Origin of the sequence: Spirulina sp. 06S082, assembly GCF_034932145.1 — a bacterium.
GTDB lineage: Bacteria > Cyanobacteriota > Cyanobacteriia > Cyanobacteriales > Spirulinaceae > CCY15215.
The window spans coordinates 1-20,856 of the sequence record NZ_JAYGHV010000025.1; the positions used below are offsets into that span (position 1 = coordinate 1).

A 20,856-nucleotide genomic window follows, 5' to 3' on the forward strand; every position below is an offset into this window, starting at 1 on the left:
TGCACAGAGAATGCCCAAAAATATACCAATGAGAAGGGCATTTCGCATAAATTCAAACCCTAACGGTTCGAGTAAAAAATTCAATATTTCTAACATTAATAATTGTTCAGGCAGCTAACTGACTATTTCCGCTACCATCGATAATTGATAATGGGTACTTGTTCATTGATGTCCCGTAAGCGCGTTTTAAATTTTCCGAGGTTAAAACTTCAGCGCGATCGCCAAATGCAATCATTTGCTGATTTAATAGTAAAATGCGATCGTAGTGTGCCAAACTTTCGCCGAGATCGTGACTGATAACTAAGAGCATTTTATCAGCCGCTTTTAACTCTGCAAAGACAGCAAACATAATCTCTTCCGTCTTTTGATCGACTCCTGCAAAAGGTTCATCAAAAAAGAATAAATCTGCTTCTTGTGCTAATGCCCTTGCTAAAAATACGCGCTGTTGTTGTCCCCCAGATAATTCCCCAATTTTATACTTTGCATATTTCTCCATTTCTACTCGTTCTAATGCTGCTTTTGCCTTCTCTTTAGCATAACGAGAAGGAGTGCGAAACCATCCCGTTTGTCGAGTGCGTCCCATCATCACCACATTCCCAACAGTAATGGGATAATCCCAATCAATATAGCTGCGTTGGGGAACATAGGCAACCTGTCGCAACTGCTGTTTTAAAGGGCGATCGCCAAACTTGACAATTCCTTGCGTAGTGGGAACCAGTCCTAAAATTGCCTTAACCAGAGTGCTTTTTCCGGCACCATTGGGACCGAGTAACGCAACAACCTGTCCCGGTTGCAGGCAAAAGGAGATATTGCGAACCGCTTCTACATCCCTGTATCCTGCGGCCAGATTGCAAACTTCAAGCATGAGAGATTGACAATGAGAATGACTTTCATTAGCATACTCGATCGCGAGGTAATTTGAGAATCATTCTCATACTAATTTTTCCGAGGTGGCGATCGCGCTTTAAATTTACCTTGACCTTATACCTACTGATTTAAAGCCTTGAGCATTTTTTGTAAATTGCCCAAAAAACCAGCTTTTTTCGGTTTTGTGGAGGAAGTTGCGTCGCTTTGCGAGTCTGTCTTACCCATGAGGATATTTTCCAGGCGATCGCCGGCTGGTTTTTGTGGTTCTTCCGCAATGAGTTGTAATCCTGCGGTTCCTTCTACCCAGACTTGCCAGAGAGAAGGATAAATGCGATAAATAGCACCTCCTTCAAAAGGCTTGAGAAAATAAGCCGTTTCTAAGGTACTCAGGAAACGCTCCCTTAACTGACGTGCAGCATAGCCGATCCCAATAGTGGCCACGCTTTCCAATTGGGGAATTAACATAATAACAGGGCGATCGCCAGCCAAATTGCACAATTTCTCCACATACTCAATTTCCACTGCGGAGGGACAAACCAATAAAAAAAGGCGATCGTCTGGAGAGATTTTGCGATCGATGGGAGTGAAGCGACTGCCGAGATCCGTTGTTTGAAATTCCTTTTCTCCCCAGTCCCGTTTTGCCAATGCAGCCGCACCTGAGTCGGGAAACATCACCTTTAGCCCTTCGCCATAGTCGGCAAATATTGTGGTAAATTCAAGGGCGATCGCCTGTGCTTGTAGGGCAATTTCCGGGATAGCCAAATCGACGATAATTCTACCACAGCCACAATCGAGGGCAGTTTGTACGGCTTCTTTGGCTTGGGCGATCGCGTCTTCTAAAGTGCTGGGGACCATTTTCCATCAACAATGAACAATGTTTAATTATCAATGGAGAGGGGCATCTGAGCAAAGAAAGCGATCGCTCATCTGCGCTGCTGAAACCAATATTGTAATTGTTCTCGACAAGGAGTTTCCAAGATTCCAGCAATAACAGATAAAGTGTGATGGGAACAAAGACTATCGGGAAGATTGAGAACAGTGCGAATAGTTCCGGTTTTGGGATCGTCCACCCCATAAACCAATAGACCCAATCTAGCTTGAAGGATAGCCCCTGCACACATGGGACAAGGTTCAAGAGTGACATAAAGGGTACAGGTTTCAAGATGCCAGCTTTGCCGGACTCTAGCAGCCTGACGCAGGGCTAAAACCTCTGCATGAGCCGTGGGGTCTCGATCGCGTTCCTTGCGGTTTGCTGCCTCAGCGATCGCCCTTCCGTGGCGATCGACAATCACTGCACCCACGGGAACATCCCCCGCTTCTCCCGCTTCCCTGGCCAATTCCAAAGCGCGAGACATCCATTCTCTATGGATGCGATAAATTTTTTCGTTTAATTCTAACGACATGATTAATTATCCTGATTTTCCGGAATCTCTGTACTGGTGCTGAAAAAAGTTTATTAATCACCTCGCATCCCCCCATAAGGATTTGCAACCATGATCGTTGATTCTAATCTACCGCTAATTAAGCCACTGCAAACGACGACCACGCCCCCCACAACAACCCCTTTTCAGTCCTATCTCACCAGTCTCCACGAAAAATATTTAAGCCTCAATGATGGGGCGATCGCCGACTATATTCCCGAATTGGCTGCGGCTAAACAAGAATGGTTTGGCATTTCTGTGGTGACAACGGCAGGGAAAATTTTTGAGGTGGGAGATAGCGATCGCCACTTCACCTTACAGTCAATTTCTAAGGCTTTGGTTTATGGCATGGCCTTAGAAGATTGCGGTCGAGAGATAGTTCGCAGTAAAGTAAGCATTAAATCCGCAGGAGAATCCGCCAATACCGTCGCCCTAGACGAACAAAGCAAACTTCCCTATAATCCGATGGTGAATGCTGGGGCGATCGCCGTGACGGATTTAATTAAAGGGAATAGCACCACAGACCGCCTCAATCGCATTTTGAAGAAATTTTATCTCTATACTGGGCGAGAAGTGAACATTAGTTTTCCCGTCTTTCTCTCGGAAAAATCAGCCGGACATCGACATCGCGCCCTCGCCCATCTTTTGCTCAATTATGGCGCGATCGGCGATCGTATTGAAGAAACCCTCGATCTCTATTTTCAACACTCTTCTATCCTTGTTAATGCCAAAGACTTAGCCGTTATCGGTGCAACTTTAGCCAATGGTGGTATTAACCCTATCACCAAAGAACGAGCGATCGACGAACGTTATGTCCGCGATGTTATGAGTATGATGATTGCTTGCGGTTTGGATGACTATTCAGGAGAATGGGCTTATGAGGTAGGGATTCCCGCTAAAAGTGGAGTCGGTGGCGGCATTTTAGCGGCTGTTCCCAGTAAATTGGGTATGGGGGTCTTTTCTCCTCTCCTCGATGCTACGGGAAATAGTATTCGCGGTATTGAGGTTTGCAAGGATCTCTCTCGCAAGTTTGGCCTGCACCTTTTCGATACCGTTAAAGCCGATAAAAATCTCAATGAATGGTTGGATAGTAACGAATCAGCCGATGGTTGGTAGAAGATTGCTTATCGATTTCGTTTGCGGAGAATATCGAGCAGTTTAGTAAACTCAGAAGGAAGAGGGGCGATCGCTTCAATGGGTTCTCCAGAAAGGGGATGTTCTAAACACAACCGATGCGCGTGTAGGGCTTGACCGGACAAATTAACCCCCAGCGATCGCCGAGAACCGTAAGTAATATCCCCGATAAGGGGGTGACCAAAATGAGCGCTATGAACCCGTATTTGATGCGTGCGACCGGTTTCCAAGCGAAATTGCATGAGGGTATAATTGCCCAATCGTTCCAGAACTTGCCAGTGGGTGATCGCATTTCGTCCCCCTTGTTCGATGGGAACCACCGCCATTTTTTTGCGATCGCCTAAATGACGACCAACGGGGGCATCTATTTTGCCTGCCGTCGTTTTAGGGGTACCGTAAATAATACCGAGATATTCCCGACGGGCAGTTTTGCTTTGAATTTGTTTTTGGAGATGTTGTAGGGCAAAATCAGTTTTAGCCACGACGATCGCCCCTGTTGTATCTTTATCCAAGCGATGAACGATTCCAGGACGTTCTATACCCCCAATCCCCGCGAGATCGTGACAGTGATGTAAAAGGGCATTAACCAACGTGCCGCTATAATGACCGGGAGCCGGATGAACGACCATTCCCGCCGATTTATTGACAATAATAATTGTGGTATCTTCGTAGAGAATATCAAGGGGAATATCCTCGGGTTTTAGGGTTAAAGAAGGCTCAGGATCGGGTAGGTTTAAGGCGATCGTGTCACCGCAAGAGACCAAGGTTTTTTTGGTCGTGCAAATTTCTCCATTCAGATGAACTTGACCCCCTTCAATCAGCTTTTGTAAGCGCGATCGGGTCATATCGGGTAATTGATTCGCCAACCAACGATCCAACCGTTCTTTATCCTGTGTGACGCGGAAATCCATCTGAACTTATACCGATCTTAAATAAATTTATATTTAGTTAAACTTTACAATACTGGGATATTGATGAAGATCGCTTGCAAAGACGATTACTATCAAAATTTATACCGATCGCACTCACCGATTTTATACGTAGGCGATCGTATCGCAATCCGTAAAAATACGGGATAAACGGTATAGAAAGTAACAAAACAAAAAAATGTTTCTCGAAGCCATGCCCATTCAATTGCAACTCATTCCTGGTGCAGTCGCAGAAATCCATGCCTCCACAGCAGAAACAGGAGTTCTTACTTTAGCCGATCGCTATGGTTTGATGGCTGCCGTCATGGATGAATCTCTAACTGAAGAAGAACGAAGAACCATCGATCGCTTACTGAAAGCCGTTCAGCGCGGGCAAGTTAAGTTACATTAACTTTTATTTTTCTGTCTTGACTTGCGCCGTTTTTTCTTCGCCTTCCATTTGGGGAGTAATGTTTTTATGCCATTGCGTTTGATTCGTTTGTAAGTCGAACCCGTCCAGTCTGCAAGAGAATGACTCATAGATCCCAATTCCAAACCGAAGAATAAGGCGATCGCTTCTCCAGAATATTGTTGCAATTTTTGTAGACAGATTTGCCAAAAATTTTGCCAGTTCCAAGGAAATCCCCAAACCAGTTGCGCGATCGTAACACCAAACACTCCAATTACACTCGCGATGACGAATAAATACAATAACCGCAATATCGTTCCGATCAATAAACCGTGAGAGAGTTGAGAACGATGACTTAGAGCTTTTTGATAAGGAATCCAAATCCAACGCAACCATCCCCATCGCTTAAACTGAACGGAGTAAATATCAAGATCGGGGCCGAACATCAAACCACTAAAGAGAAAACCCGCCGCAGCAAGCAAGGTTAGCTCTCCACTCCGAGTTAACAAGAAGGTGAGAAGAACTAGCCAAGGCAGACACCAGAGGGTAATGCGATCGTGAATTCGACCGGAAGGCATTTTTACTTTTTGGGAAATAATGTGTTATCATTAACAATACATGGTGACGGGCGGTTAGCTCAGTTGGTAGAGCGCCTGCCTTACAAGCAGGATGTCACTGGTTCGAGCCCAGTACCGCCCATTCTCTACAATCCCCTCCTCGTAAGGCTTTCAGCTCTCTCTACGCTTCTTTTTGCTCTAAATTTCCCATTCTACTCCCAGATCGTCTTTTAGGAGTTGGTTAAATTCGGCGATCGCCTCTTCTGTCACATCGTCTCCCAACGCCGCGACCAGTTCTTGCAGATTTTTTTGCAACAGACCGTTAGGGGCGATCGCTTCTGGGATAAAAATCATCCTGCCATTAATAATTTCTCGCACTTCCTCAAACTCGACACGGGATTGCCCTTGGGAATTTTTACCAAGTTGATAGAGTTGCGATCGCGGAGAAGAAAGTAAAAACTTATCTTGGGGAGAAAAAATATATCTGACTATTTGCTCCGGTTCTTGCTCTATTTCTGGTTGCAAAATAGCCTCTAATTGCCATTTCTCACCATTGAAAATTGCTCTTTTCTCCTCGGGAATATCGGGAGGTTTAACGGTTGTGGCATTAGCGGGAATCAAAAAAGAGCCTGGTTCTAAGGGATTGATATCTGCATCTGATTCGCCAATATATTCTTTTTCTGGGTTGTAGTTATAGATTTTCATTAGTATTTAATTATGGGTAGTAGACTGATATTTTTTCCTCTCGTCTCTGAAGATGTTCTGGGGTTTCCATTTCCATCATCTATGGGTTCTCTAATTTGACTGGGAGGTGTTAAATTATCAACCAAGGCATTACTGCTACCTCCTGCAGCACTCATAATGATAGCGGAACCTCCCCCAGAAATCTTGTTAACGAACCGATGGTGATGCCCTTGGAAGCTATCTAATTGATAGCTTCCAAACTCACGATTGATGTCTAATCCTCGCCCATCATCAAACCCTCTAACAAAAACGCCTCTGAGGTCGGGAAGATTGAAAGTAGTTGAGCCATTCCCCACTCCATAAATTGTGCCGATCGCCGCAAATAAATCGGCATAAAGCACGCGATCGAGTTCTGCTCCGTTGGCTTTGAGCCATCCATTCGGCGCGGTTTGTCCTGAATAGAAAAAAGTTGCTCCTGGTGGGACTGGTTCTACAAGCGCGATCGCCTCTTGCACCTTCTGGTCCACCAGCGCTTCGATATTGGGAGAGGAGAGATCGAGAATTTCCATCCTTTAGTTTGAGTAAAAAAATCAATTATACTTCAAGATGATTAATCAATCAATTATCTCAGAACAATGCAAACAATCACGCCTCACAAAACAAAACCTCATGCTTTTAAGGTCAATACCTCGCGATCGCAAATGGAATTAGAGTTTAAACCTCTCATCGATCGCTACGGTCTGGAGGGGAATTTTGTTTTGTTGCACTGGCAGGCAATGCCCAAAAAGCAATTCCCTGCACAAGAGGAATTCAGGATTTACGGTGCTTACGATAGTGCCACCGACACTTATCATTCCTTTCAATCCCAACAATGGGAGCCAGCGATCGCAGAATTTGATGTTGTGCAGTTAGATGAAAGTTTATTTTTCTCCAAGCCCGTCGCCTGTTGCCTGTTTAAGGATTGTCGTTTAAAGATATCGGGCCAACTCTACTCTTTAGAACCTAACACCCCTCTGGAGGCGCATTCAGGCACAGCCGGGGACCCTCCCTCCCTTCCTCGTCAAACTGGGTTATTACCGCCCGAATCGGACGAAATGAAGCAAAAGCAACGGGTTTCTTCCGACCACCCGTCGTAATTCTTGGAGCCGTTGGAGGTATCGCACTGAGTGCGGCGATCGCATTGAGTGCGGATAGGGCATACTCCTCACGGGCAAAATGCCCTCCAGTCCACGATGTTTTAGTCTTGCCATTATCATTATATTTCCAATCTAAGCGACCAAAAGCAATGCTACCTCGATGTAGTACGATTGGGTAAATATCGCGGCAAAAATCCAAACCTTCGCGAGGATTAAAGACGTGCATTCTTACAGTTTTAGATTTACTTGAATATTTCGTTCCTTCCTCAATAAAAAGAATTTCCATTTGGCTTTCTAAGGATTGAGCCGGGAAGCGATCGCTGTAAACTAAAACAACATTATTACAAGGGTCATCATTATCTTGATTATTCAACAATTCCATTGCTGAAGCTAATTGAATAATTGTGTTATGAATGCCGTCCAGCCCTAAGCCAGAGAAGGGAAAATTATACTCGTTTCCTTGTTTGTTCTGGACAGTAATTGAACCGTTGTAGGCTTTTTTTAGATATTTATCTATTCTCGCTATTATGATGTTGGTCATTTGCATCTGACCTGATACTAGAGCATCTCTGGCGCTAGATATTTCTTGTATAGTTATATTTCTGCTATTATCTATGCTAATATTAAAAGCCTGCATTAGCTCTATTTTTGATGATTCTATTTTATTTAAAATAGGAGTTAAATCAAGGTTGATATTATCAATATTACGATTAATATCTTCACAGCATTCTCTGAGACGATCTCTTATATAAATAAACCTGTCTTGTATTAATTGAGTAATGGTTTCTCTGTTATAGATAAAGTTATTGATTATATCTGCTTGATAAGCTATTTGTAATTCTCTAATTTGATTGATTCTTGCAAAGATAGGTTCGTAGTCTATCTTTACTTCAGCACCGTCAATGTTAACATCTATATTATCTATATTATTTTTAATAGTATTCAGTTCAATACCTATCTGAGATTTTAAATTTTCTATTTCTATTTTTATAGAATTTACAATATCATCATTGCAAGGGCAGCTAAGTAAAATGTCTATACTATTTTTGATATTATTAATTACACCAGAAATATTTGTTAAGGTTGACTGTAAACTTGTAATTTTAATACTAAGATTATTTATATCTGTTGATATATTACTTATTTTTTTAATTAATTCTAACTCGAGATTATTTATTTGTGCTGTTAAGTCTATTTTTATACTTTCAATATCTATCTTTAATTCATTTTTTGCTAAATTAATTTCTATACTATTATCATTTTTAATTTTATCATAATCTATTTCGATGTTTAAATTATCTATTGCAGTAAATAAATTATCGCATTCTTCTGTATCAGTATTATCTTCATCATCTATAAACTCTTCACATTCTGTATACTGTTCAAGGATAGATAAGCAGTCTTGTAGCAGTAGTTTGTTACTTTCGTTGATTATCATTCCCTCCCGATCTTCAGGCACCTTACCGCAAGGAAACAAGGTTAGACCGCCAAAAGGATACGCCTCTAATTCCCCAAATCTACTAGACTCTTTGGCTAAGGTATCTAGGCGATCTTTAGCACTTTTAATATTATCTTTTAGGCTTTGTACTTGACCGTTGGTGAATGCTTTATCTGACATTGTTTTTAGTCGTCAACAATATTTTGGATCGTTACAACTCGATTATGAATAATAGCTAATTGCTGTGTTATTGATGACAGTGATATTTCTAGGGCATCAAGTCTTGTATTTAGATCGGCTTGTTTGTTCATTATTATAGTTTGATTTTCAATTAAAACATTTTGATTTTCTGTTAAGATATCTATTTTATCAATTAAATCATTCTGATTTTCACTAATAGTATTTGACACATCTTTGATGTCATACTGTGTACTCATTACTTGTTTTTGAAAAGCAAAAAGCCACCATTTCAAATTAAAGTTCTCTATTTGACCTGTAGATATATTTTCAAAACTTATATTTGTTAATTGCTCATATAATGTACCTGTCATTTGTTTTTGAAAAGCAAAAAGCCACCATTTTAAATCAAATGATTCTGTTTCTCCTGTACTTTTATTTTCAAAACTTATATTTAAAAGTTGTTCGTATATTATATACATTACCTGTTTTTGAAAAGCGAACAACCAAGTTGATAAATTAAAAACGTCATCCTCATCTTCTGTAAGAGATACATTACGAAACCTTACATTCATATTTTCAACTATAGCCGATGTCTGACTTAATATCTTATTGTTACTATCTGACATTAAACTTAACTCATCTAGTATATCTTGGCTATTAATAGTATTACTATATTGATTGTTAACAGAAATTACAGAGCTATCATCATTAATTGTTCTGTTTTTACCTATATTATCTATTAATTTTCTTGCTCCTTCATCTTTTAAATTAATAGCTGTAGATGGTATGTCATCCGGAGGATTTTCTGTTGCATCTAAATTAATGCCATGATTTAAAAATGCGCTATTAGTATAAGTAGGCACAATACCTTTAAGAACAAAATGAGAAAATATAAAATTTTTAAATAAAGGATTACGAAAATCTTGAGAATAAGATATACAAGGTGCTTTACCACCTCCGTCTATATAATATAAAACGACCTCGTGACCGCCTCCTGTAGGTAGTTGAGAAAAAGAGTTTAACAAGTTATTTAAAAAAGATAATATATTATTATTTATTATTACTAAATCTTTTACTTTATTATTTTGTAATGCTGAATTTAAAGAAAATATAGCATGATTACAATTGTTAGTAGCATTATAGTATTTATTATATTGCACTATTTGCTTTGCTCTAATAATTAAAGTATTGCCGAATTGTTGTCTAATTTGTGTAAGTTCAGAATTTGCATCCTTTATACTACCACCTTTTTGTACTTCATAGGCATGAATAGTAGGATGATTATCATCTTTTAATGCAAAATTCATTACATTTTGTCCTGCTGTTTTGAGGCTAGTTAATGAGCTAATCCATTGATTGATAGTACCTTCGCTGTAATATGCTGACATGATTAAGAATAAACTCGTGAATATTTATCGTAAAGTTTCTCTGCTACTTCACAGCAGTTGATACAGCAGACTTTACCCTGTTCATTTTTACATTCTATCTCCCCTTTAGCACATCCACATTCCCCTTTTTTGTAGGTTAATAACCTAGCCTTATTAGGGTATTTTACTGTAAATTTGATATTACTATCTATTGTGCTAATAATTTCTAGTTTATTTTCATCCTGTAAATTGTTGATATGAAATGGTGCTTTCCAAATCTTTCTCCCAACATTAATTGATTTACATACTTTAACTTTAGGTAAATGTTTTAATTCAGGAAAAGGTGTATTGCCGCCATCACCTCCTCCGCTTCCATCATCACCGTCGTTATTATTAGATGTACAAGCATTATGAGGAATTCTAAAAGTTCCTGCTACTGATGTTGTTTTATAATGTTTATAAGTATACATTACATTACCTGTATTAGGGTCTATGCTATACCAACTTTGTAATACAGCAGGTTCACTTATAGATACATGGTCATTATTTTTAGAACCATATAAAAAATATGGTCTACTTGTTACGCCAGCAGGTATAAACGCATCTTCTCTCAATGCGTTTGGTAAAGGTGCAAAACTTAACCCTGAATTATCATAACTACTACCTTCTAAGTCTTGAACACCATCTATATAAGATTCATATTTCCAAGACCATTTGCTTTCGGTATGAACCATTAAATACATAGTATTATCAATACAAATAGTACTGAGTGGTTGCTGAAAATATTTTCTTTCATATTCAATATATCTACCATTAACTTGTTGACTATAGGAATAATCGTCATATAAGATTCTAGGAAAATATATAAGAGTATAATAACCGTCTTCTGGTTCATCAAAAGGGTTTATTATACCATCACCACTTCCTCCATTATTACCAGAGCCATTATTTGAATTACCAAAAATAAAAAAAGTAAATTCAAAAAACTGACCGCCCTTTTTACCTTTACAGCATTTATGTTTTTTCATTCTACCTACTCCCCAACCTGATTAAATTCTCTAGTATGAACTAGGATTGGATTGCCCGATCGCGAGATAGCTTTGACTTGTCCTTGCCAGTTAGTGTCAATTATTGCCTTTCCTGCTGGCAAAGCTAGAGCATAAGCTGTCAGGGTTGGATCGTGTTGGAAATCTATCAGTAAAATTTCACCTTCTGTATCGTGAAAAATAACAAATTTTTTTCTGTTAGTTGCATTGAAAGGCAAGATAATTGAAGGAATATTCTCCACTAAAACATCTATTTTTGAAGCATTGTTAATAGGGGACTCCAGAGAATTAATTATTCTCTGATTCTGTAGATAAGTAGGTGGTGGGATATATTGACTCATCTAATCCTCCCTCAGATATTCTCTAACAATGGGTTGAACTCCATTAGCTGCTGCAAATATTTCGCCTTGCCATTGGTCGATTAAAACTTTACCTCCTGGTTCTAAAAAGAAAGAGTTATTATTCGCTGTGGGCGCAAATCCATTGCCAATTAATACAGGTTCTGTTAAGGATGGATTAACAATTTCTACTAATCCTCTAACCGCCGCGCCGAGCGCCGCCGGAAGTAGCAATTGCGGCGCACCAACACCCACTAGCAAAGGAACGGCGATCGAAATCAATTTATTGAGCAGAGAACCTGCTATTTGAAGATTAATTTTATTGTTGATTTCGTCTAGTTTAGCTTGACAAGAACAACCCGCTTTGATGACATATACCGCGACAGGGATGGAGTCAGAAGCAATAATTGCTAATTTACAATCATATCCTGCTGCTTGAATTTCTCCAGGGATAAACCAAATAGAGAAAGTATCGATTATTTTATTTCGTTCTCCTATTAGGCTCACCCGTCTATTCTGTCCACTGGGGAGATAAATTTGTAGATGGGCATCAATTTCGACTTCTCCCGAGATTGAGGGCGCTTCCATGTAGAGAAAGCTGCCATCTTGAAAGGGATCGGTTAGGTTCTCTGAGATGGTTTGCAGAGTGCCATCATAGATTTTTACTCGTTCTGCCATAGCTAATTAAGATAATCTTTAAATTCTCCTTGATACCGAATGCACGCCACGCGATCTAAAGCAGCTATTTCCTGTTGTTGTTGTTTGTGCCGAGGATCGTCTCCTCGTGCAGGGATGGCAATTTTAAAAATCCCCCTATCTTCTGTTAATTGCGCCTCAGAATGTCTTAAAAAGTCATTTTGGGTGGGCAATATCTTGGCTGTAGTTAAAACCTCAAAATCGTTAAAAATAGGAGTAATTGGAGTTAGTTCAAATCCCGTATTATCCCGATAAACTCGTTGTGCTTTGATGATTTGATTACCATCATCACGAGTGTATCTGAATTTTACATTTCGATAATATCGATTGGGCATTATTCCTGATAATAAGGATTTTTGGCGACAAATAGAGAGCGTCGGCGCTGCAAGCCAATTAGCTGTCCTCGCCTCAGCATGGTTCTGACTTGCGATCGCGAGCAAAAGTTTAACTCGCAATATTTCCTGACGGAAATATATTCAACCCCTGTAGGACTGCCAAGGGTACAGAAAAAAGTGCTTTTCCAACCATAGGGAGAACTTTTGTGCCTACTACTTCTGTGCATTGTGTCCAAAATACTATTTCGTCACAACTTTTTTTAAAGATTGAACTTTTAATCATGTTAGCATGATATCTATGACAAAATCATCAATGAGACAAAAAAATCATGGCTAACATTACCCCTCAACAACTTTTCCCAAACGCAGAAAATAAAGCGCTCGGTGAAGCTGTAACCGCCGAATCTCTTGTTCTTCCTTTGTCCGATCTGCCTGCTGTAAGTCCGGCTGAGGCAGACATTGCGGCAGGGAATGGCAGTGAGGTTTTACGGGGAATCCTAGAGCAATCCTTCTCTCAAGTCACTGCACTGGCACCCGAAGCCAAGCCAACTAAAATGACGATCGCCAAAAGCAACCCCCAGGGAATCGGGACCAACACGATGCGGACCACGTTCACCGTTGCTTTCGATCTGACAATCGATCCCACCTTGCTTGCTCCTGTTGCGGAATAATTCCTCCCCCAACTATCAACAACACTCAATTTCAAGGAGGATTTAGTTAAATGGCACAATCTTTACGCGCTGTCTGGGACACCAGCAGCGCTCAATACACGAACGATCGCGGACAAACTGAAAACCTGATCTCTCACATTTATTTACCCGAGGACTTAACTGTTGCTCAGTTAACCTCGTTTATTAATGCCATGCAAGGGCGCGTTTCTCCAGACGCGATTCCTTGTGCGCTGCGAGGGGAAGGAAAACCTCGATATGTTGAGTTTGTCCGCCAATCCGGTCACGTTCTTAAATGCCCTGTGTACTTGCGAAACGATTTGATCGATACGGTAAAAGCCGGGCGTGACGTACTAAACGGAGCAAACGCTAACAATCGAGTAGTTTGTATTCGTCTGGTAGGTGAGCATTACGCTAATATTTACGATGACTTGGTGACAAGTGCCGCCGCCCCTGTGGCTATTCCAGAAGTTAAGCCCCCTGCTGGTGCGGGTAAGACTCGGATTATGTACTCGGCAACGATGATGGAATATAAGGCAGATAGCACGCCAGTGTACGCTGCTAATGCGATAATGCCCTTCCGAATGGTTACGGACACTTACGATTCTGCTCCTTCTAATTTTGCCCCGGTCGATGATTGTTTGGGGAATACTGATATCTTGAATTGCGGGTCTAAACAGGTCCGAACCTCGCGGCGATATACGCCCTCTTTTCTGACAAATAATGCAGCTTTACCCAAGCAGAGTTTAACTGTTCCTGTTGCGAGTAATGTTCCGGCAGAAATTGTTGATTGCGGACAAAACCTAGCGAATCTTGCTCATGTCATTTGTCTAGAATACATGGGTGAAAGTAATCCCAGATTAGACAGGTCTATTACCTAATGCCTCGTTATTTTGCGACTCAATACGATACCGATATGGGCTACTCGTTTTATGGCGTAGCTCTGTCGGCTATCACTTCAGTAACAGTCCCTAATGGCAAAAAGACTGAGGATTTTCTGCCTCAGAATCTTCTCGGTCTTTATCAGTATTGGAGTTCCGGAACGACTACTTGCAGCACATCTGGAGTATTTTTGCGCTATGTCTATATTGTCTCGATAGACGGAGGCGAACACAAAATAGAGATTCCGATTAATGGGTTCGATTCGCGTTGGCAAACCATGATTGATGCTTACAAGAATGATTCTTCTATCCTTAGTTTCAGGATTGGAGGTGAGAGGATTAAAGAGAGCAAACTTGCTGTGATTTTAAATAAGTAGATGAATCCATTTGATTTTATTTTAAGTGAATATGGTGCGGAGATGGCGATCGCGTTTGCGGGCATCTTCGGCAGTGTTATCGGCTATTTCACGTCCCGACAGAAGCAAAACAATCAATTCATCCTTGAAGCATTGCGCGAGGTCAATATTGAGAATCAAGGGGATAAGGAGTATTTGGTAAATAGACTAAAAGAGAAAGAAGCGGAGAATGATGAATTAAAATTAATACATATTGAATGCGAGAAAAATCGCGGTTTACAAGAGGTTGAAGTTCAAGGCTTAAAAAATGAAATAGATATTCTTTCATCTTTTATAGATAAGCCGGAGATGCTTAAAAAATTATTATTGGATAGCAAAAGACGGCGACGTAAACTTTTTAAGCATATCCTTATTGATGATATTTTGGCTAAGGTTCAGTCTATTCCCGATCGCCAGCCCGATCGCCAGCAGGAGGATAAGTCATGATTGCTTTTGCACTGGGTTTAGTAGTGGGCTTAACTCTCGCTTTTCTGCTCTATGTTTGGATTCTCTATCAAAGCCCGATTCCTCCAAGTTAGGCGATCGCCATTGAGCATTTTCCATTCAAGCAGTAAAATGACTCTCAAATACACTGAAAAGGAGAGTCATGAAAAACGTTTTTATTCAAGCGATGGGGGTTGGAGCGGCTGTCTATATCGCCTTGCTGCTGCTCGATCTGATTTTAACAAATGTCTTGCGCTTCCTGCAAACGTTTGCCTCTTGGTACCAAATCTCTGGGGTTCGTTATGCTGGTTGGGCTGCTGGTGGGGCTTTTGCTCTCTATTTGCTCTTTGCGGCGGTTTTCAGTAGTCGAGAGGAGTAAAAACCATGACTTCTCAATCCTCATATTGAGGAGTCATAGCCACAAACTCCTAATAGCCTTTAGATTTTTTAATTCAGGGGAGTACAAGCCACGCGATCGCCATCTGCGATAATGTTCGCTCCATAAGTTCAATTTTTCTTTTTCTCGCTCAACTAAAACCATTCCCAAGCGCTTACAGTCTTCTTCGGAAACTATCTTTTTTTTGACCTCTAAGTAAGGTGGATCGTAGTAACGGTAAAGAATTCTGATAATAAAAACGCCCTTCTCTTTTTCGTCAATAATTCTCCCAAACGCACTTTTAGGCTGTGGATCGAGATTTTCTAAAAACGTTGCAAGAACCCAGTCACCTTGTTTAAAAGGCATAGCTTGTCTCCATCGCGAAAATATACTTTTACAAGAACTTGACAGAAAAGATGATAGAAGTGAAAGTATCTTACCTTTGTTTTGAAAGGCTTCTTTTTTGACAACAAGACAAATACAAATGGAACAAAAGGCTATTAAAAATGTCAGGAAAGACATAAGATGATATTTTAATCTATACTCAAAATTAGTACGATATAGATTTTACCGCACGCGATCGCCATTGAGGGAGCGCTACCACACATATCTTGTTACATTAAGATTATAAAGTTACCATGTTCGATCCCGACATCTTCGCTTTGACAAATCATATCTCTTCAGTAGTTCGAGAACAAGGATATTTAGTTGGGATGACATCAAGGACTCTTAATACAGACTGCTTTAATCTCAAGATTGCACGTTCTCCTCTTAACTGGATAGTCGATCTAACTGTTTGTAATGATGTGTTAGCTGGTTTTATTTGGCATTCTCTGAAAAACTTAACTTTCAGTCAGGCTATTGAACTTAATATAAAAGTAGGGAGTAAGATAATTATCCCCTCCCTACAATTAAAGTTGTCAAAGCCAAGAACACCAATGCCAAAGACTATTCTAACAAATTTATTTGACTACCAGAAAGAACTCCAAGATAAAAAGGGCGCTATTTTTGGGGTTTGCCTTGTCCAAGACAAAAATCTGGCTGTCTCTCCTGAAGCTACTAAACTCATGGGAGTTAGCGAATGTGAATTGCTTTCTCGTGACCTTCGCCTTTACTGGTACAAAAAGGATATTGCCTATAATCCCGCAATTATTGCTAAGTCTGAGCGACCAAAGGCACTAAAGGAATTTATCCAAACCTTAAAGCAACAGAGTGTTTTAGATAACCATTCTTATCAGGGATGGAAGGATGATATCTGGGGGACGTGGACAGCTAACATCAAAGTTCGCGAAATCGCACCTTTCCATCTTGTTCGTGAGCATGAAGCGTTAGAGTTTGTTCCCGCAGGTTAATTCATTCGACAAACGGATTGATTCTTCTTCTGGCGAACGTCCGGTGATGTTCGCCAATCCATTAGCCAGAAAGTGAATTATTGATTTGTCATACGCATCAAACTCTTCGATGTTCTGTTTGCCTTCAATAAGGGCGATTATTGTTGTTTCGTAATCACTGGGAAGTCCACACAGACTGGAAAATCTTTGTGGTGTAATCTCCTTTGTCTTTAAAACGTGATTGATATATTCAAGATTAAGCATCTTTTTCCTTGCACCCACTACATTTGAGTTTTTTTGTATTAGCGCCTTGAGCTTTTCAACATTAGCGCTAAGTTCGTTTGCAATTACCTCTATTGTATCTGTGTCTTCACTCCCCCCACCCACCCTTTTGCCTCCTTCCTCACTCACAATTCCCAAAACTTCCATTGTTTCCGCTTTTGTTGCTTTGAGTTTTGAAAGTATTTCCATCAAAGAATCTGCTGTCGGAACAGACCTCTTTAAATTGTGATAACGGCTTTTGTTTAAGCCATATTCTCTCATAAAAGCGTTGAGTCCACTCTTGCCACGTTTTTTGTCAATAAATTCGTAGGTGCGCCTACAAATTGGATGAGGGAAGTCTCCTGTTGTAGTAACTGTCATTGTCAGATTTAATTTAAACCACTCTACAAGAATACGCCATAATCTTTTGTCATAACTCTTGCAAAAAAAATCCTTTTGGTTTAAATTAAAACCACAATCTAGTCCAAGATTCTTTTGATCGCCCCTCCCGAAAGTGCAAACCCCAACCCAAAGACTTCACCGATACCTCGAATACACAGCGATCGCCAAACAGATCGAGAAACTCGAAAAGAAGCAAGAGGACATTCTCTTTGAGATCGCCAGAGAAGCAAACCTACCCCTCTGCCTGTGCGATCGCGACGGAGAAAAGCGACTGAGGATGAATTGGCGCTCAACCACCCGCCGCCATGTCCGTCACATTCGCCAAATCTACCCCCACCTATTCAAAAGTTAAAAACATGGAACAATTGACCCCTTTCAACATAGAACAAGCCCTTGACGACATCGAGGCGATCGCGAAACAGAGAAACGAATCACTGCGATCGCTCGATGAAACCCTCATCAAGATACACGAAGACCTTGAGCCAGCATTGGTAGCCGCTACTGGCAGATTCAAAACCACTCATCTCCAACTCTTACGTGATGAAATCGACGGTTGCACCCTCAAAGAATTCGGATATCTTGGCATGAAATCAGAAGCACTCTCTCTAAAAAGAGTCCATAGCTCCTTCACCTACCAAGATGTTCTAGTAAAAGTTTTCATCGATCGCGATCGCTTGGGAGAATTTTGGCGAATTACCCTCGACAGCGATCGCGATCGATATTGCGATCGCGGAGAACTACAAGAGACACTCCTACAAACATTTGCTCAGATTCGCCTTAACGCCCTTTCTAACAAGGAAAAATGAACATTAAAGACACAGTTACTGCTCTTCTTAATAAGCCAAAAGTCCAGAAATGGTTAGAGGAAAAAGAACCAAAAAAGATCGTCGGGGAAACTTGTAGTGAGGATAACTGCCCCCTAGCCAATTATTTTCAATCACGGGGATACTACTCCGTTGTCAGCCACGAAAAGGTAGTTCTTTCCGAGTCAGAGGAGGATTATCAAAATGATTCTATTTTGGCGGAATTAACTCTCCCTCACTGGGCTGCAAAATTTGTAGACGATGTTGACAACACTGGGGTTAATGGGGGAGTTACTTTCCTTGACGCAAAGATTGCCTTAGAACTTTTAGAGGAATCCCGGTAACACTCCGATTATTAGTTATGGGCAGACCCTCAAAGTGGAACAACAAACCGACCGACTCCGTTCGCGTTCCCGAAAAATTCATTCCCCAACTCCTTGAGCTCGCTCGGTTCTTGGATGGACAACCCGATCGCGAGGGTTTTGTACAAAACCCCGATCCCCTCCATCACTGCCTTTTTGAGATTTCATCAAGGGGAGAGCAAGCCGAAATTAGCGAGATATTTTCCTTCCCCGAGTCCTTATGGGATGAAGCCGATCGCATTGTCGATCGCGCTCTGGAGAATGAACTCAAAAATCTTTCAGAGCGAGAACTTCAGCAATTTATCGTTTTATTTTCCGAAAGGATATTTAAACCATGAAAATTACAAGCATCCGTTACGGACACACCCATAATACCGGCAACTTTGAAAGCGATCGTCTCGATCTAGACGCTCAACTGGACAATGAAGATAATCTAGACGAGAGCTATCAGGAATTGCGAAAACTGGTGCGATCGCTGTTAGGTGCCGATCTAAAAGACGAGATTAGAGACCTAGAAAAAGAAATCTGGGAATTAAGAGCAGAAGAGGCTTCTATGCAATCGACCTTGTTAGAAGCAAACAAGCAATTAGAGGTTATTAATATGGAAATATCGAGGAAAGAAACTGTCCTCGATCCTATCGCAATTAGTACAGAAAATGAGGAAAAAGATTATGACGACGTTCCTTATTAATTTACACCAATGAGCAACAACATTCGGCGCTCTAGTCGTTGGCGAGAAGATGCAAGAGAAAGGATTGAAAAAGTTATCAAACTTTATCTCAACGCCAACCCAAAACGACCCGTAAATATCAAGGCATTGAAAAAAGAAATCTCCAATGCTTACCCGTTCGGAGCAAGAAAATATTATCCTTATCGAGTTTGGCTTTCTGAGGTCAAGAATTGCCTTGAATACTATGAAATGGTCCGCTTTGACCCCAAGCAGCCAGCAAGATTGAAAACCTTTGGCCCACTAAAAGGTAAGCCTAAAAAATCACCCCCACCCCCACCAGGTCAACTTAGCTTATTTAACAACGATGACTAAAAAACAGTTTTTGTCTTTGGCTAAATACCTAAAACTCGGCAAAACAGGAGTCCTTCCCTTTGAAAAAGATGGTTTTATGAATGTCCACACAAGTCGCTTTAAATGCGAAAGATTAATTCAGTTAGTGGAGATATTCAAACCGAATCTAAAAGAAAAAGCAGCCATCCGACATGGAGAGTCCTGCTCTTCAATGCTTATCCCCGTTACTTTTTTTGATGATGAAACAGACAATTAACGTCTCCCCCTTCTTTTATCAACAAATAGTAGAGAAATGCCACAAAGAACAACCCAAATAACAGAAGTTTATGCGCCTTACTGGGACTTAACTTTGAACAAGAAACAATACCGACAGGTTTCAGGATATCTGAGCGATCGCTTCTTACTTGTCTCAAAAACAGATTCAGCAATGAATGGACACATCCTGCACATCGACTCCGGAGTAGTTGTTCGCCTCGATCCCACATTGAGCGAGCAAGAGAAAACCAAACTTACCGAATTAATCAACACAATCTCTCATCTTTTCCCTAAGTCTTGGGAAGAGGCTGAGTCTTGGGGTTGCAATCTTGGTGGATCGGACACTGCAAGGCCTTTTCAACAAAAATTAGACCTCTTGAGAGAGTCTATAACAGATTTCTTTGCAGATAATAGTTATTAGGAAAAATAAACAATGGTTTACTTACAAGAACGATACGGACGAGATGCTAAAGCAGAGGAAGATCGATACCAACTTCCTCCTCAGAACGTAGAGAGTGAAGAGGCAATTCTCGGAGGCTGCCTCCTCGATCCGGGATGCTACGATCGCATCAAAGACTTAATCACAACCCCAGAAATGTTTTATATTCGCTCTCACCAGACGATCTGGAGAGCGATAGCGGCACTTGGTAAAAAAGGAAATCCTACCGATTTGATGTCCGTAACCAGCGATTTAAAGGATCGCGGGAAGTTAGATGACATTGGAGGTATTAGCAAAATGGCTCATTTGGTAGAGACCACTGTTTCTGCTGTTAACGCTGACCATTACGCCAAACTCATCTCAACAAAATATCACCAAAGGCGATTGATTCATGTAGGGCATGAATTCATCGAATGGGGGTACGAGGCAAAAGTTCGCTCCGAGAACATTTCCAGTTTGTTTGAACGAGTGCGATCGCGCATTGAAGAGATAACCGAATTTTCGGCAGGAGAATCACCCCTTGAAAGAGAAAGAGCGAGATTTGAAAGCAAACTTAAAGAGGTTGAAAATATTGTTTTAAATATCGAAGAAATCGCTTTTAGGGATGAACTTTTGGATAAATTAGGAAAAAAATATGGAACGACAGGAGAAAAACTAATTGCCCGTTACTACAAAAGTTTAATTGGCAGTAAAAATGGAAAT

33 protein-coding genes and 1 tRNA gene are annotated in these 20,856 nt (G+C 40.8%); 18 read left to right on the plus strand and 16 right to left on the minus strand.

Going from position 1 to position 20,856, the window contains the following annotated elements; translation table 11 throughout:
* Window positions 1–106: 106 nt before the first annotated feature.
* The 3 genes from VB714_RS03770 to VB714_RS03780 form a co-directional block, all read right to left on the minus strand.
* On the minus strand, window positions 107–865 hold the full coding sequence (locus VB714_RS03770) for a metal ABC transporter ATP-binding protein (protein WP_323221327.1): 759 nt from the start codon (window positions 863–865) through the stop codon (window positions 107–109).
* A 122-nt stretch (window positions 866–987) separates the two neighbouring features.
* Window positions 988–1,722, minus strand: coding sequence for a DUF1995 family protein (locus VB714_RS03775; RefSeq protein WP_323221329.1), 735 nt, complete (start codon window positions 1,720–1,722; stop codon window positions 988–990).
* A 68-nt stretch (window positions 1,723–1,790) separates the two neighbouring features.
* On the minus strand, window positions 1,791–2,270 hold the full coding sequence (locus VB714_RS03780) for a nucleoside deaminase (RefSeq protein ID WP_323221331.1): 480 nt from the start codon (window positions 2,268–2,270) through the stop codon (window positions 1,791–1,793).
* Window positions 2,271–2,360: 90 nt separating this feature from the next.
* Here VB714_RS03780 and glsA point away from each other — a divergent pair, with 90 nt between their 5' ends.
* Window positions 2,361–3,404: a glutaminase A gene (gene glsA / locus VB714_RS03785; RefSeq protein ID WP_323221333.1), complete on the plus strand. Its 1,044-nt coding sequence runs from the start codon at window positions 2,361–2,363 to the stop codon at window positions 3,402–3,404.
* Window positions 3,405–3,412: 8 nt separating this feature from the next.
* On the opposite strand, the gene VB714_RS03790 is transcribed toward glsA, so the two are convergent.
* The gene (locus tag VB714_RS03790) at window positions 3,413–4,333 is read right to left on the minus strand and encodes an RluA family pseudouridine synthase (protein WP_323221335.1); all 921 of its coding nucleotides are present in this window, start codon (window positions 4,331–4,333) and stop codon (window positions 3,413–3,415) included.
* A gap of 196 nt (window positions 4,334–4,529) precedes the next feature.
* On the opposite strand from VB714_RS03790, the gene VB714_RS03795 reads away from it, so the two are divergent.
* Complete coding sequence (locus VB714_RS03795) at window positions 4,530–4,742, plus strand: hypothetical protein (protein WP_323221337.1); 213 nt, start codon at window positions 4,530–4,532, stop codon at window positions 4,740–4,742.
* Here VB714_RS03795 and VB714_RS03800 read toward each other — a convergent pair.
* Window positions 4,739–5,317, minus strand: a complete 579-nt coding sequence (locus tag VB714_RS03800; protein WP_323221339.1) for a metal-binding protein — start codon at window positions 5,315–5,317, stop codon at window positions 4,739–4,741. The two genes, VB714_RS03795 and VB714_RS03800, sit on opposite strands and share 4 nt — an antisense overlap.
* Before the next feature lie 48 nt (window positions 5,318–5,365).
* On the opposite strand from VB714_RS03800, the gene VB714_RS03805 reads away from it, so the two are divergent.
* Window positions 5,366–5,438, plus strand: a tRNA-Val gene (locus tag VB714_RS03805).
* 56 nt (window positions 5,439–5,494) lie between these two features.
* Here the strand turns inward: VB714_RS03805 and VB714_RS03810 are convergent.
* From VB714_RS03810 to VB714_RS03850, 9 genes are all read right to left on the minus strand, one after another.
* Window positions 5,495–6,001: a hypothetical protein gene (locus tag VB714_RS03810; RefSeq protein WP_323221341.1), complete on the minus strand. Its 507-nt coding sequence runs from the start codon at window positions 5,999–6,001 to the stop codon at window positions 5,495–5,497.
* Complete coding sequence (locus tag VB714_RS03815; protein WP_323221343.1) at window positions 6,001–6,549, minus strand: phage tail protein; 549 nt, start codon at window positions 6,547–6,549, stop codon at window positions 6,001–6,003. The genes VB714_RS03810 and VB714_RS03815 overlap by 1 nt, the downstream gene beginning before the upstream one ends.
* 433 nt (window positions 6,550–6,982) lie before the next feature.
* Window positions 6,983–8,734, minus strand: a complete 1,752-nt coding sequence (locus VB714_RS03820) for a hypothetical protein (protein ID WP_323221344.1) — start codon at window positions 8,732–8,734, stop codon at window positions 6,983–6,985.
* 5 nt (window positions 8,735–8,739) lie between these two features.
* Window positions 8,740–10,122, minus strand: coding sequence for a hypothetical protein (locus VB714_RS03825; RefSeq protein WP_323221346.1), 1,383 nt, complete (start codon window positions 10,120–10,122; stop codon window positions 8,740–8,742).
* A gap of 2 nt (window positions 10,123–10,124) precedes the next feature.
* On the minus strand, window positions 10,125–11,129 hold the full coding sequence (locus VB714_RS03830; protein ID WP_323221348.1) for a hypothetical protein: 1,005 nt from the start codon (window positions 11,127–11,129) through the stop codon (window positions 10,125–10,127).
* A 5-nt stretch (window positions 11,130–11,134) separates the two neighbouring features.
* Window positions 11,135–11,488, minus strand: coding sequence for a hypothetical protein (locus tag VB714_RS03835; protein ID WP_323221350.1), 354 nt, complete (start codon window positions 11,486–11,488; stop codon window positions 11,135–11,137).
* Entirely contained in the window at window positions 11,489–12,163 is a 675-nt protein-coding gene (locus tag VB714_RS03840) for a hypothetical protein (protein ID WP_323221351.1), read from the minus strand.
* A gap of 2 nt (window positions 12,164–12,165) precedes the next feature.
* Window positions 12,166–12,516 (minus strand): hypothetical protein, encoded by a 351-nt coding sequence (locus VB714_RS03845; RefSeq protein ID WP_323221353.1) that lies wholly within the window; start codon window positions 12,514–12,516, stop codon window positions 12,166–12,168.
* Window positions 12,516–12,743, minus strand: coding sequence for a hypothetical protein (locus VB714_RS03850; RefSeq protein WP_323221355.1), 228 nt, complete (start codon window positions 12,741–12,743; stop codon window positions 12,516–12,518). The genes VB714_RS03845 and VB714_RS03850 overlap by 1 nt, the downstream gene beginning before the upstream one ends.
* Before the next feature lie 102 nt (window positions 12,744–12,845).
* Here VB714_RS03850 and VB714_RS03855 point away from each other — a divergent pair, with 102 nt between their 5' ends.
* The 5 genes from VB714_RS03855 (at window position 12,846) to VB714_RS03875 (ending at window position 15,283) form a co-directional block, all read left to right on the plus strand.
* Window positions 12,846–13,187: a hypothetical protein gene (locus VB714_RS03855; protein WP_323221357.1), complete on the plus strand. Its 342-nt coding sequence runs from the start codon at window positions 12,846–12,848 to the stop codon at window positions 13,185–13,187.
* A gap of 50 nt (window positions 13,188–13,237) precedes the next feature.
* Window positions 13,238–14,065, plus strand: coding sequence for a hypothetical protein (locus VB714_RS03860; RefSeq protein ID WP_323221358.1), 828 nt, complete (start codon window positions 13,238–13,240; stop codon window positions 14,063–14,065).
* Entirely contained in the window at window positions 14,065–14,442 is a 378-nt protein-coding gene (locus tag VB714_RS03865) for a hypothetical protein (RefSeq protein ID WP_323221360.1), read from the plus strand. The genes VB714_RS03860 and VB714_RS03865 overlap by 1 nt, the downstream gene beginning before the upstream one ends.
* Entirely contained in the window at window positions 14,443–14,907 is a 465-nt protein-coding gene (locus VB714_RS03870; RefSeq protein WP_323221362.1) for a hypothetical protein, read from the plus strand. It abuts the gene before it with no gap.
* A gap of 160 nt (window positions 14,908–15,067) precedes the next feature.
* A complete protein-coding gene (locus VB714_RS03875; protein WP_323221363.1) occupies window positions 15,068–15,283 on the plus strand; it encodes a hypothetical protein in 216 nt (71 codons plus the stop codon).
* A gap of 33 nt (window positions 15,284–15,316) precedes the next feature.
* Here the strand turns inward: VB714_RS03875 and VB714_RS03880 are convergent, their stop codons facing one another.
* Complete coding sequence (locus VB714_RS03880; protein WP_323221366.1) at window positions 15,317–15,646, minus strand: hypothetical protein; 330 nt, start codon at window positions 15,644–15,646, stop codon at window positions 15,317–15,319.
* A 272-nt stretch (window positions 15,647–15,918) separates the two neighbouring features.
* Here VB714_RS03880 and VB714_RS03885 point away from each other — a divergent pair, with 272 nt between their 5' ends.
* Window positions 15,919–16,632: a hypothetical protein gene (locus VB714_RS03885; RefSeq protein ID WP_323221368.1), complete on the plus strand. Its 714-nt coding sequence runs from the start codon at window positions 15,919–15,921 to the stop codon at window positions 16,630–16,632.
* On the opposite strand, the gene VB714_RS03890 is transcribed toward VB714_RS03885, so the two are convergent.
* Window positions 16,609–17,253: a hypothetical protein gene (locus VB714_RS03890; RefSeq protein ID WP_323221370.1), complete on the minus strand. Its 645-nt coding sequence runs from the start codon at window positions 17,251–17,253 to the stop codon at window positions 16,609–16,611. The two genes, VB714_RS03885 and VB714_RS03890, sit on opposite strands and share 24 nt — an antisense overlap.
* A gap of 133 nt (window positions 17,254–17,386) precedes the next feature.
* On the opposite strand from VB714_RS03890, the gene VB714_RS03895 reads away from it, so the two are divergent.
* The 9 genes from VB714_RS03895 to VB714_RS03935 all read left to right on the plus strand — a co-directional run.
* The gene (locus tag VB714_RS03895) at window positions 17,387–17,626 is read left to right on the plus strand and encodes a hypothetical protein (protein WP_323221372.1); all 240 of its coding nucleotides are present in this window, start codon (window positions 17,387–17,389) and stop codon (window positions 17,624–17,626) included.
* Window positions 17,627–17,630: 4 nt separating this feature from the next.
* Window positions 17,631–18,080 carry a hypothetical protein gene (locus tag VB714_RS03900; protein ID WP_323221374.1) on the plus strand — a complete coding sequence of 150 codons (450 nt, stop codon included), beginning with the start codon at window positions 17,631–17,633 and terminating at the stop codon, window positions 18,078–18,080.
* Window positions 18,077–18,421 carry a hypothetical protein gene (locus tag VB714_RS03905; RefSeq protein WP_323221376.1) on the plus strand — a complete coding sequence of 115 codons (345 nt, stop codon included), beginning with the start codon at window positions 18,077–18,079 and terminating at the stop codon, window positions 18,419–18,421. Before VB714_RS03900 ends, VB714_RS03905 begins: the two co-directional genes overlap by 4 nt.
* Before the next feature lie 17 nt (window positions 18,422–18,438).
* On the plus strand, window positions 18,439–18,777 hold the full coding sequence (locus tag VB714_RS03910; RefSeq protein WP_323221378.1) for a hypothetical protein: 339 nt from the start codon (window positions 18,439–18,441) through the stop codon (window positions 18,775–18,777).
* Complete coding sequence (locus VB714_RS03915; RefSeq protein ID WP_323221381.1) at window positions 18,774–19,130, plus strand: hypothetical protein; 357 nt, start codon at window positions 18,774–18,776, stop codon at window positions 19,128–19,130. Before VB714_RS03910 ends, VB714_RS03915 begins: the two co-directional genes overlap by 4 nt.
* A 9-nt stretch (window positions 19,131–19,139) precedes the next feature.
* Window positions 19,140–19,481, plus strand: coding sequence for a hypothetical protein (locus VB714_RS03920; RefSeq protein WP_323221383.1), 342 nt, complete (start codon window positions 19,140–19,142; stop codon window positions 19,479–19,481).
* A complete protein-coding gene (locus VB714_RS03925; RefSeq protein ID WP_323221385.1) occupies window positions 19,474–19,716 on the plus strand; it encodes a hypothetical protein in 243 nt (80 codons plus the stop codon). Before VB714_RS03920 ends, VB714_RS03925 begins: the two co-directional genes overlap by 8 nt.
* 36 nt (window positions 19,717–19,752) lie before the next feature.
* Complete coding sequence (locus VB714_RS03930) at window positions 19,753–20,136, plus strand: hypothetical protein (protein ID WP_323221387.1); 384 nt, start codon at window positions 19,753–19,755, stop codon at window positions 20,134–20,136.
* Between the two features lie 12 nt (window positions 20,137–20,148).
* The coding region (locus tag VB714_RS03935; protein WP_323221389.1) for a DnaB-like helicase N-terminal domain-containing protein at window positions 20,149–20,856 on the plus strand (708 nt) is incomplete at its 3' end.

Excerpts from the sequence above, each read along its gene's own strand:
- VB714_RS03770 (WP_323221327.1), bottom strand. The coding sequence starts at position 865 with ATGCTTGAAGTTTGCAATCTGGCCGCAGGATACAGGGATGTAGAAGCG.
- VB714_RS03775 (WP_323221329.1), bottom strand. The coding sequence starts at position 1,722 with ATGGTCCCCAGCACTTTAGAAGACGCGATCGCCCAAGCCAAAGAAGCC.
- VB714_RS03780 (WP_323221331.1), bottom strand. The coding sequence starts at position 2,270 with ATGTCGTTAGAATTAAACGAAAAAATTTATCGCATCCATAGAGAATGG.
- glsA (WP_323221333.1), top strand. The coding sequence starts at position 2,361 with ATGATCGTTGATTCTAATCTACCGCTAATTAAGCCACTGCAAACGACG.
- VB714_RS03790 (WP_323221335.1), bottom strand. The coding sequence starts at position 4,333 with ATGGATTTCCGCGTCACACAGGATAAAGAACGGTTGGATCGTTGGTTG.
- VB714_RS03795 (WP_323221337.1), top strand. The coding sequence starts at position 4,530 with ATGTTTCTCGAAGCCATGCCCATTCAATTGCAACTCATTCCTGGTGCA.
- VB714_RS03800 (WP_323221339.1), bottom strand. The coding sequence starts at position 5,317 with ATGCCTTCCGGTCGAATTCACGATCGCATTACCCTCTGGTGTCTGCCT.
- VB714_RS03810 (WP_323221341.1), bottom strand. The coding sequence starts at position 6,001 with ATGAAAATCTATAACTACAACCCAGAAAAAGAATATATTGGCGAATCA.
- VB714_RS03815 (WP_323221343.1), bottom strand. The coding sequence starts at position 6,549 with ATGGAAATTCTCGATCTCTCCTCTCCCAATATCGAAGCGCTGGTGGAC.
- VB714_RS03820 (WP_323221344.1), bottom strand. The coding sequence starts at position 8,734 with ATGTCAGATAAAGCATTCACCAACGGTCAAGTACAAAGCCTAAAAGAT.
- VB714_RS03825 (WP_323221346.1), bottom strand. The coding sequence starts at position 10,122 with ATGTCAGCATATTACAGCGAAGGTACTATCAATCAATGGATTAGCTCA.
- VB714_RS03830 (WP_323221348.1), bottom strand. The coding sequence starts at position 11,129 with ATGAAAAAACATAAATGCTGTAAAGGTAAAAAGGGCGGTCAGTTTTTT.
- VB714_RS03835 (WP_323221350.1), bottom strand. The coding sequence starts at position 11,488 with ATGAGTCAATATATCCCACCACCTACTTATCTACAGAATCAGAGAATA.
- VB714_RS03840 (WP_323221351.1), bottom strand. The coding sequence starts at position 12,163 with ATGGCAGAACGAGTAAAAATCTATGATGGCACTCTGCAAACCATCTCA.
- VB714_RS03845 (WP_323221353.1), bottom strand. The coding sequence starts at position 12,516 with ATGCCCAATCGATATTATCGAAATGTAAAATTCAGATACACTCGTGAT.
- VB714_RS03850 (WP_323221355.1), bottom strand. The coding sequence starts at position 12,743 with ATGCACAGAAGTAGTAGGCACAAAAGTTCTCCCTATGGTTGGAAAAGC.
- VB714_RS03855 (WP_323221357.1), top strand. The coding sequence starts at position 12,846 with ATGGCTAACATTACCCCTCAACAACTTTTCCCAAACGCAGAAAATAAA.
- VB714_RS03860 (WP_323221358.1), top strand. The coding sequence starts at position 13,238 with ATGGCACAATCTTTACGCGCTGTCTGGGACACCAGCAGCGCTCAATAC.
- VB714_RS03865 (WP_323221360.1), top strand. The coding sequence starts at position 14,065 with ATGCCTCGTTATTTTGCGACTCAATACGATACCGATATGGGCTACTCG.
- VB714_RS03870 (WP_323221362.1), top strand. The coding sequence starts at position 14,443 with ATGAATCCATTTGATTTTATTTTAAGTGAATATGGTGCGGAGATGGCG.
- VB714_RS03875 (WP_323221363.1), top strand. The coding sequence starts at position 15,068 with ATGAAAAACGTTTTTATTCAAGCGATGGGGGTTGGAGCGGCTGTCTAT.
- VB714_RS03880 (WP_323221366.1), bottom strand. The coding sequence starts at position 15,646 with ATGCCTTTTAAACAAGGTGACTGGGTTCTTGCAACGTTTTTAGAAAAT.
- VB714_RS03885 (WP_323221368.1), top strand. The coding sequence starts at position 15,919 with ATGTTCGATCCCGACATCTTCGCTTTGACAAATCATATCTCTTCAGTA.
- VB714_RS03890 (WP_323221370.1), bottom strand. The coding sequence starts at position 17,253 with ATGACAGTTACTACAACAGGAGACTTCCCTCATCCAATTTGTAGGCGC.
- VB714_RS03900 (WP_323221374.1), top strand. The coding sequence starts at position 17,631 with ATGGAACAATTGACCCCTTTCAACATAGAACAAGCCCTTGACGACATC.
- VB714_RS03905 (WP_323221376.1), top strand. The coding sequence starts at position 18,077 with ATGAACATTAAAGACACAGTTACTGCTCTTCTTAATAAGCCAAAAGTC.
- VB714_RS03910 (WP_323221378.1), top strand. The coding sequence starts at position 18,439 with ATGGGCAGACCCTCAAAGTGGAACAACAAACCGACCGACTCCGTTCGC.
- VB714_RS03915 (WP_323221381.1), top strand. The coding sequence starts at position 18,774 with ATGAAAATTACAAGCATCCGTTACGGACACACCCATAATACCGGCAAC.
- VB714_RS03920 (WP_323221383.1), top strand. The coding sequence starts at position 19,140 with ATGAGCAACAACATTCGGCGCTCTAGTCGTTGGCGAGAAGATGCAAGA.
- VB714_RS03925 (WP_323221385.1), top strand. The coding sequence starts at position 19,474 with ATGACTAAAAAACAGTTTTTGTCTTTGGCTAAATACCTAAAACTCGGC.
- VB714_RS03930 (WP_323221387.1), top strand. The coding sequence starts at position 19,753 with ATGCCACAAAGAACAACCCAAATAACAGAAGTTTATGCGCCTTACTGG.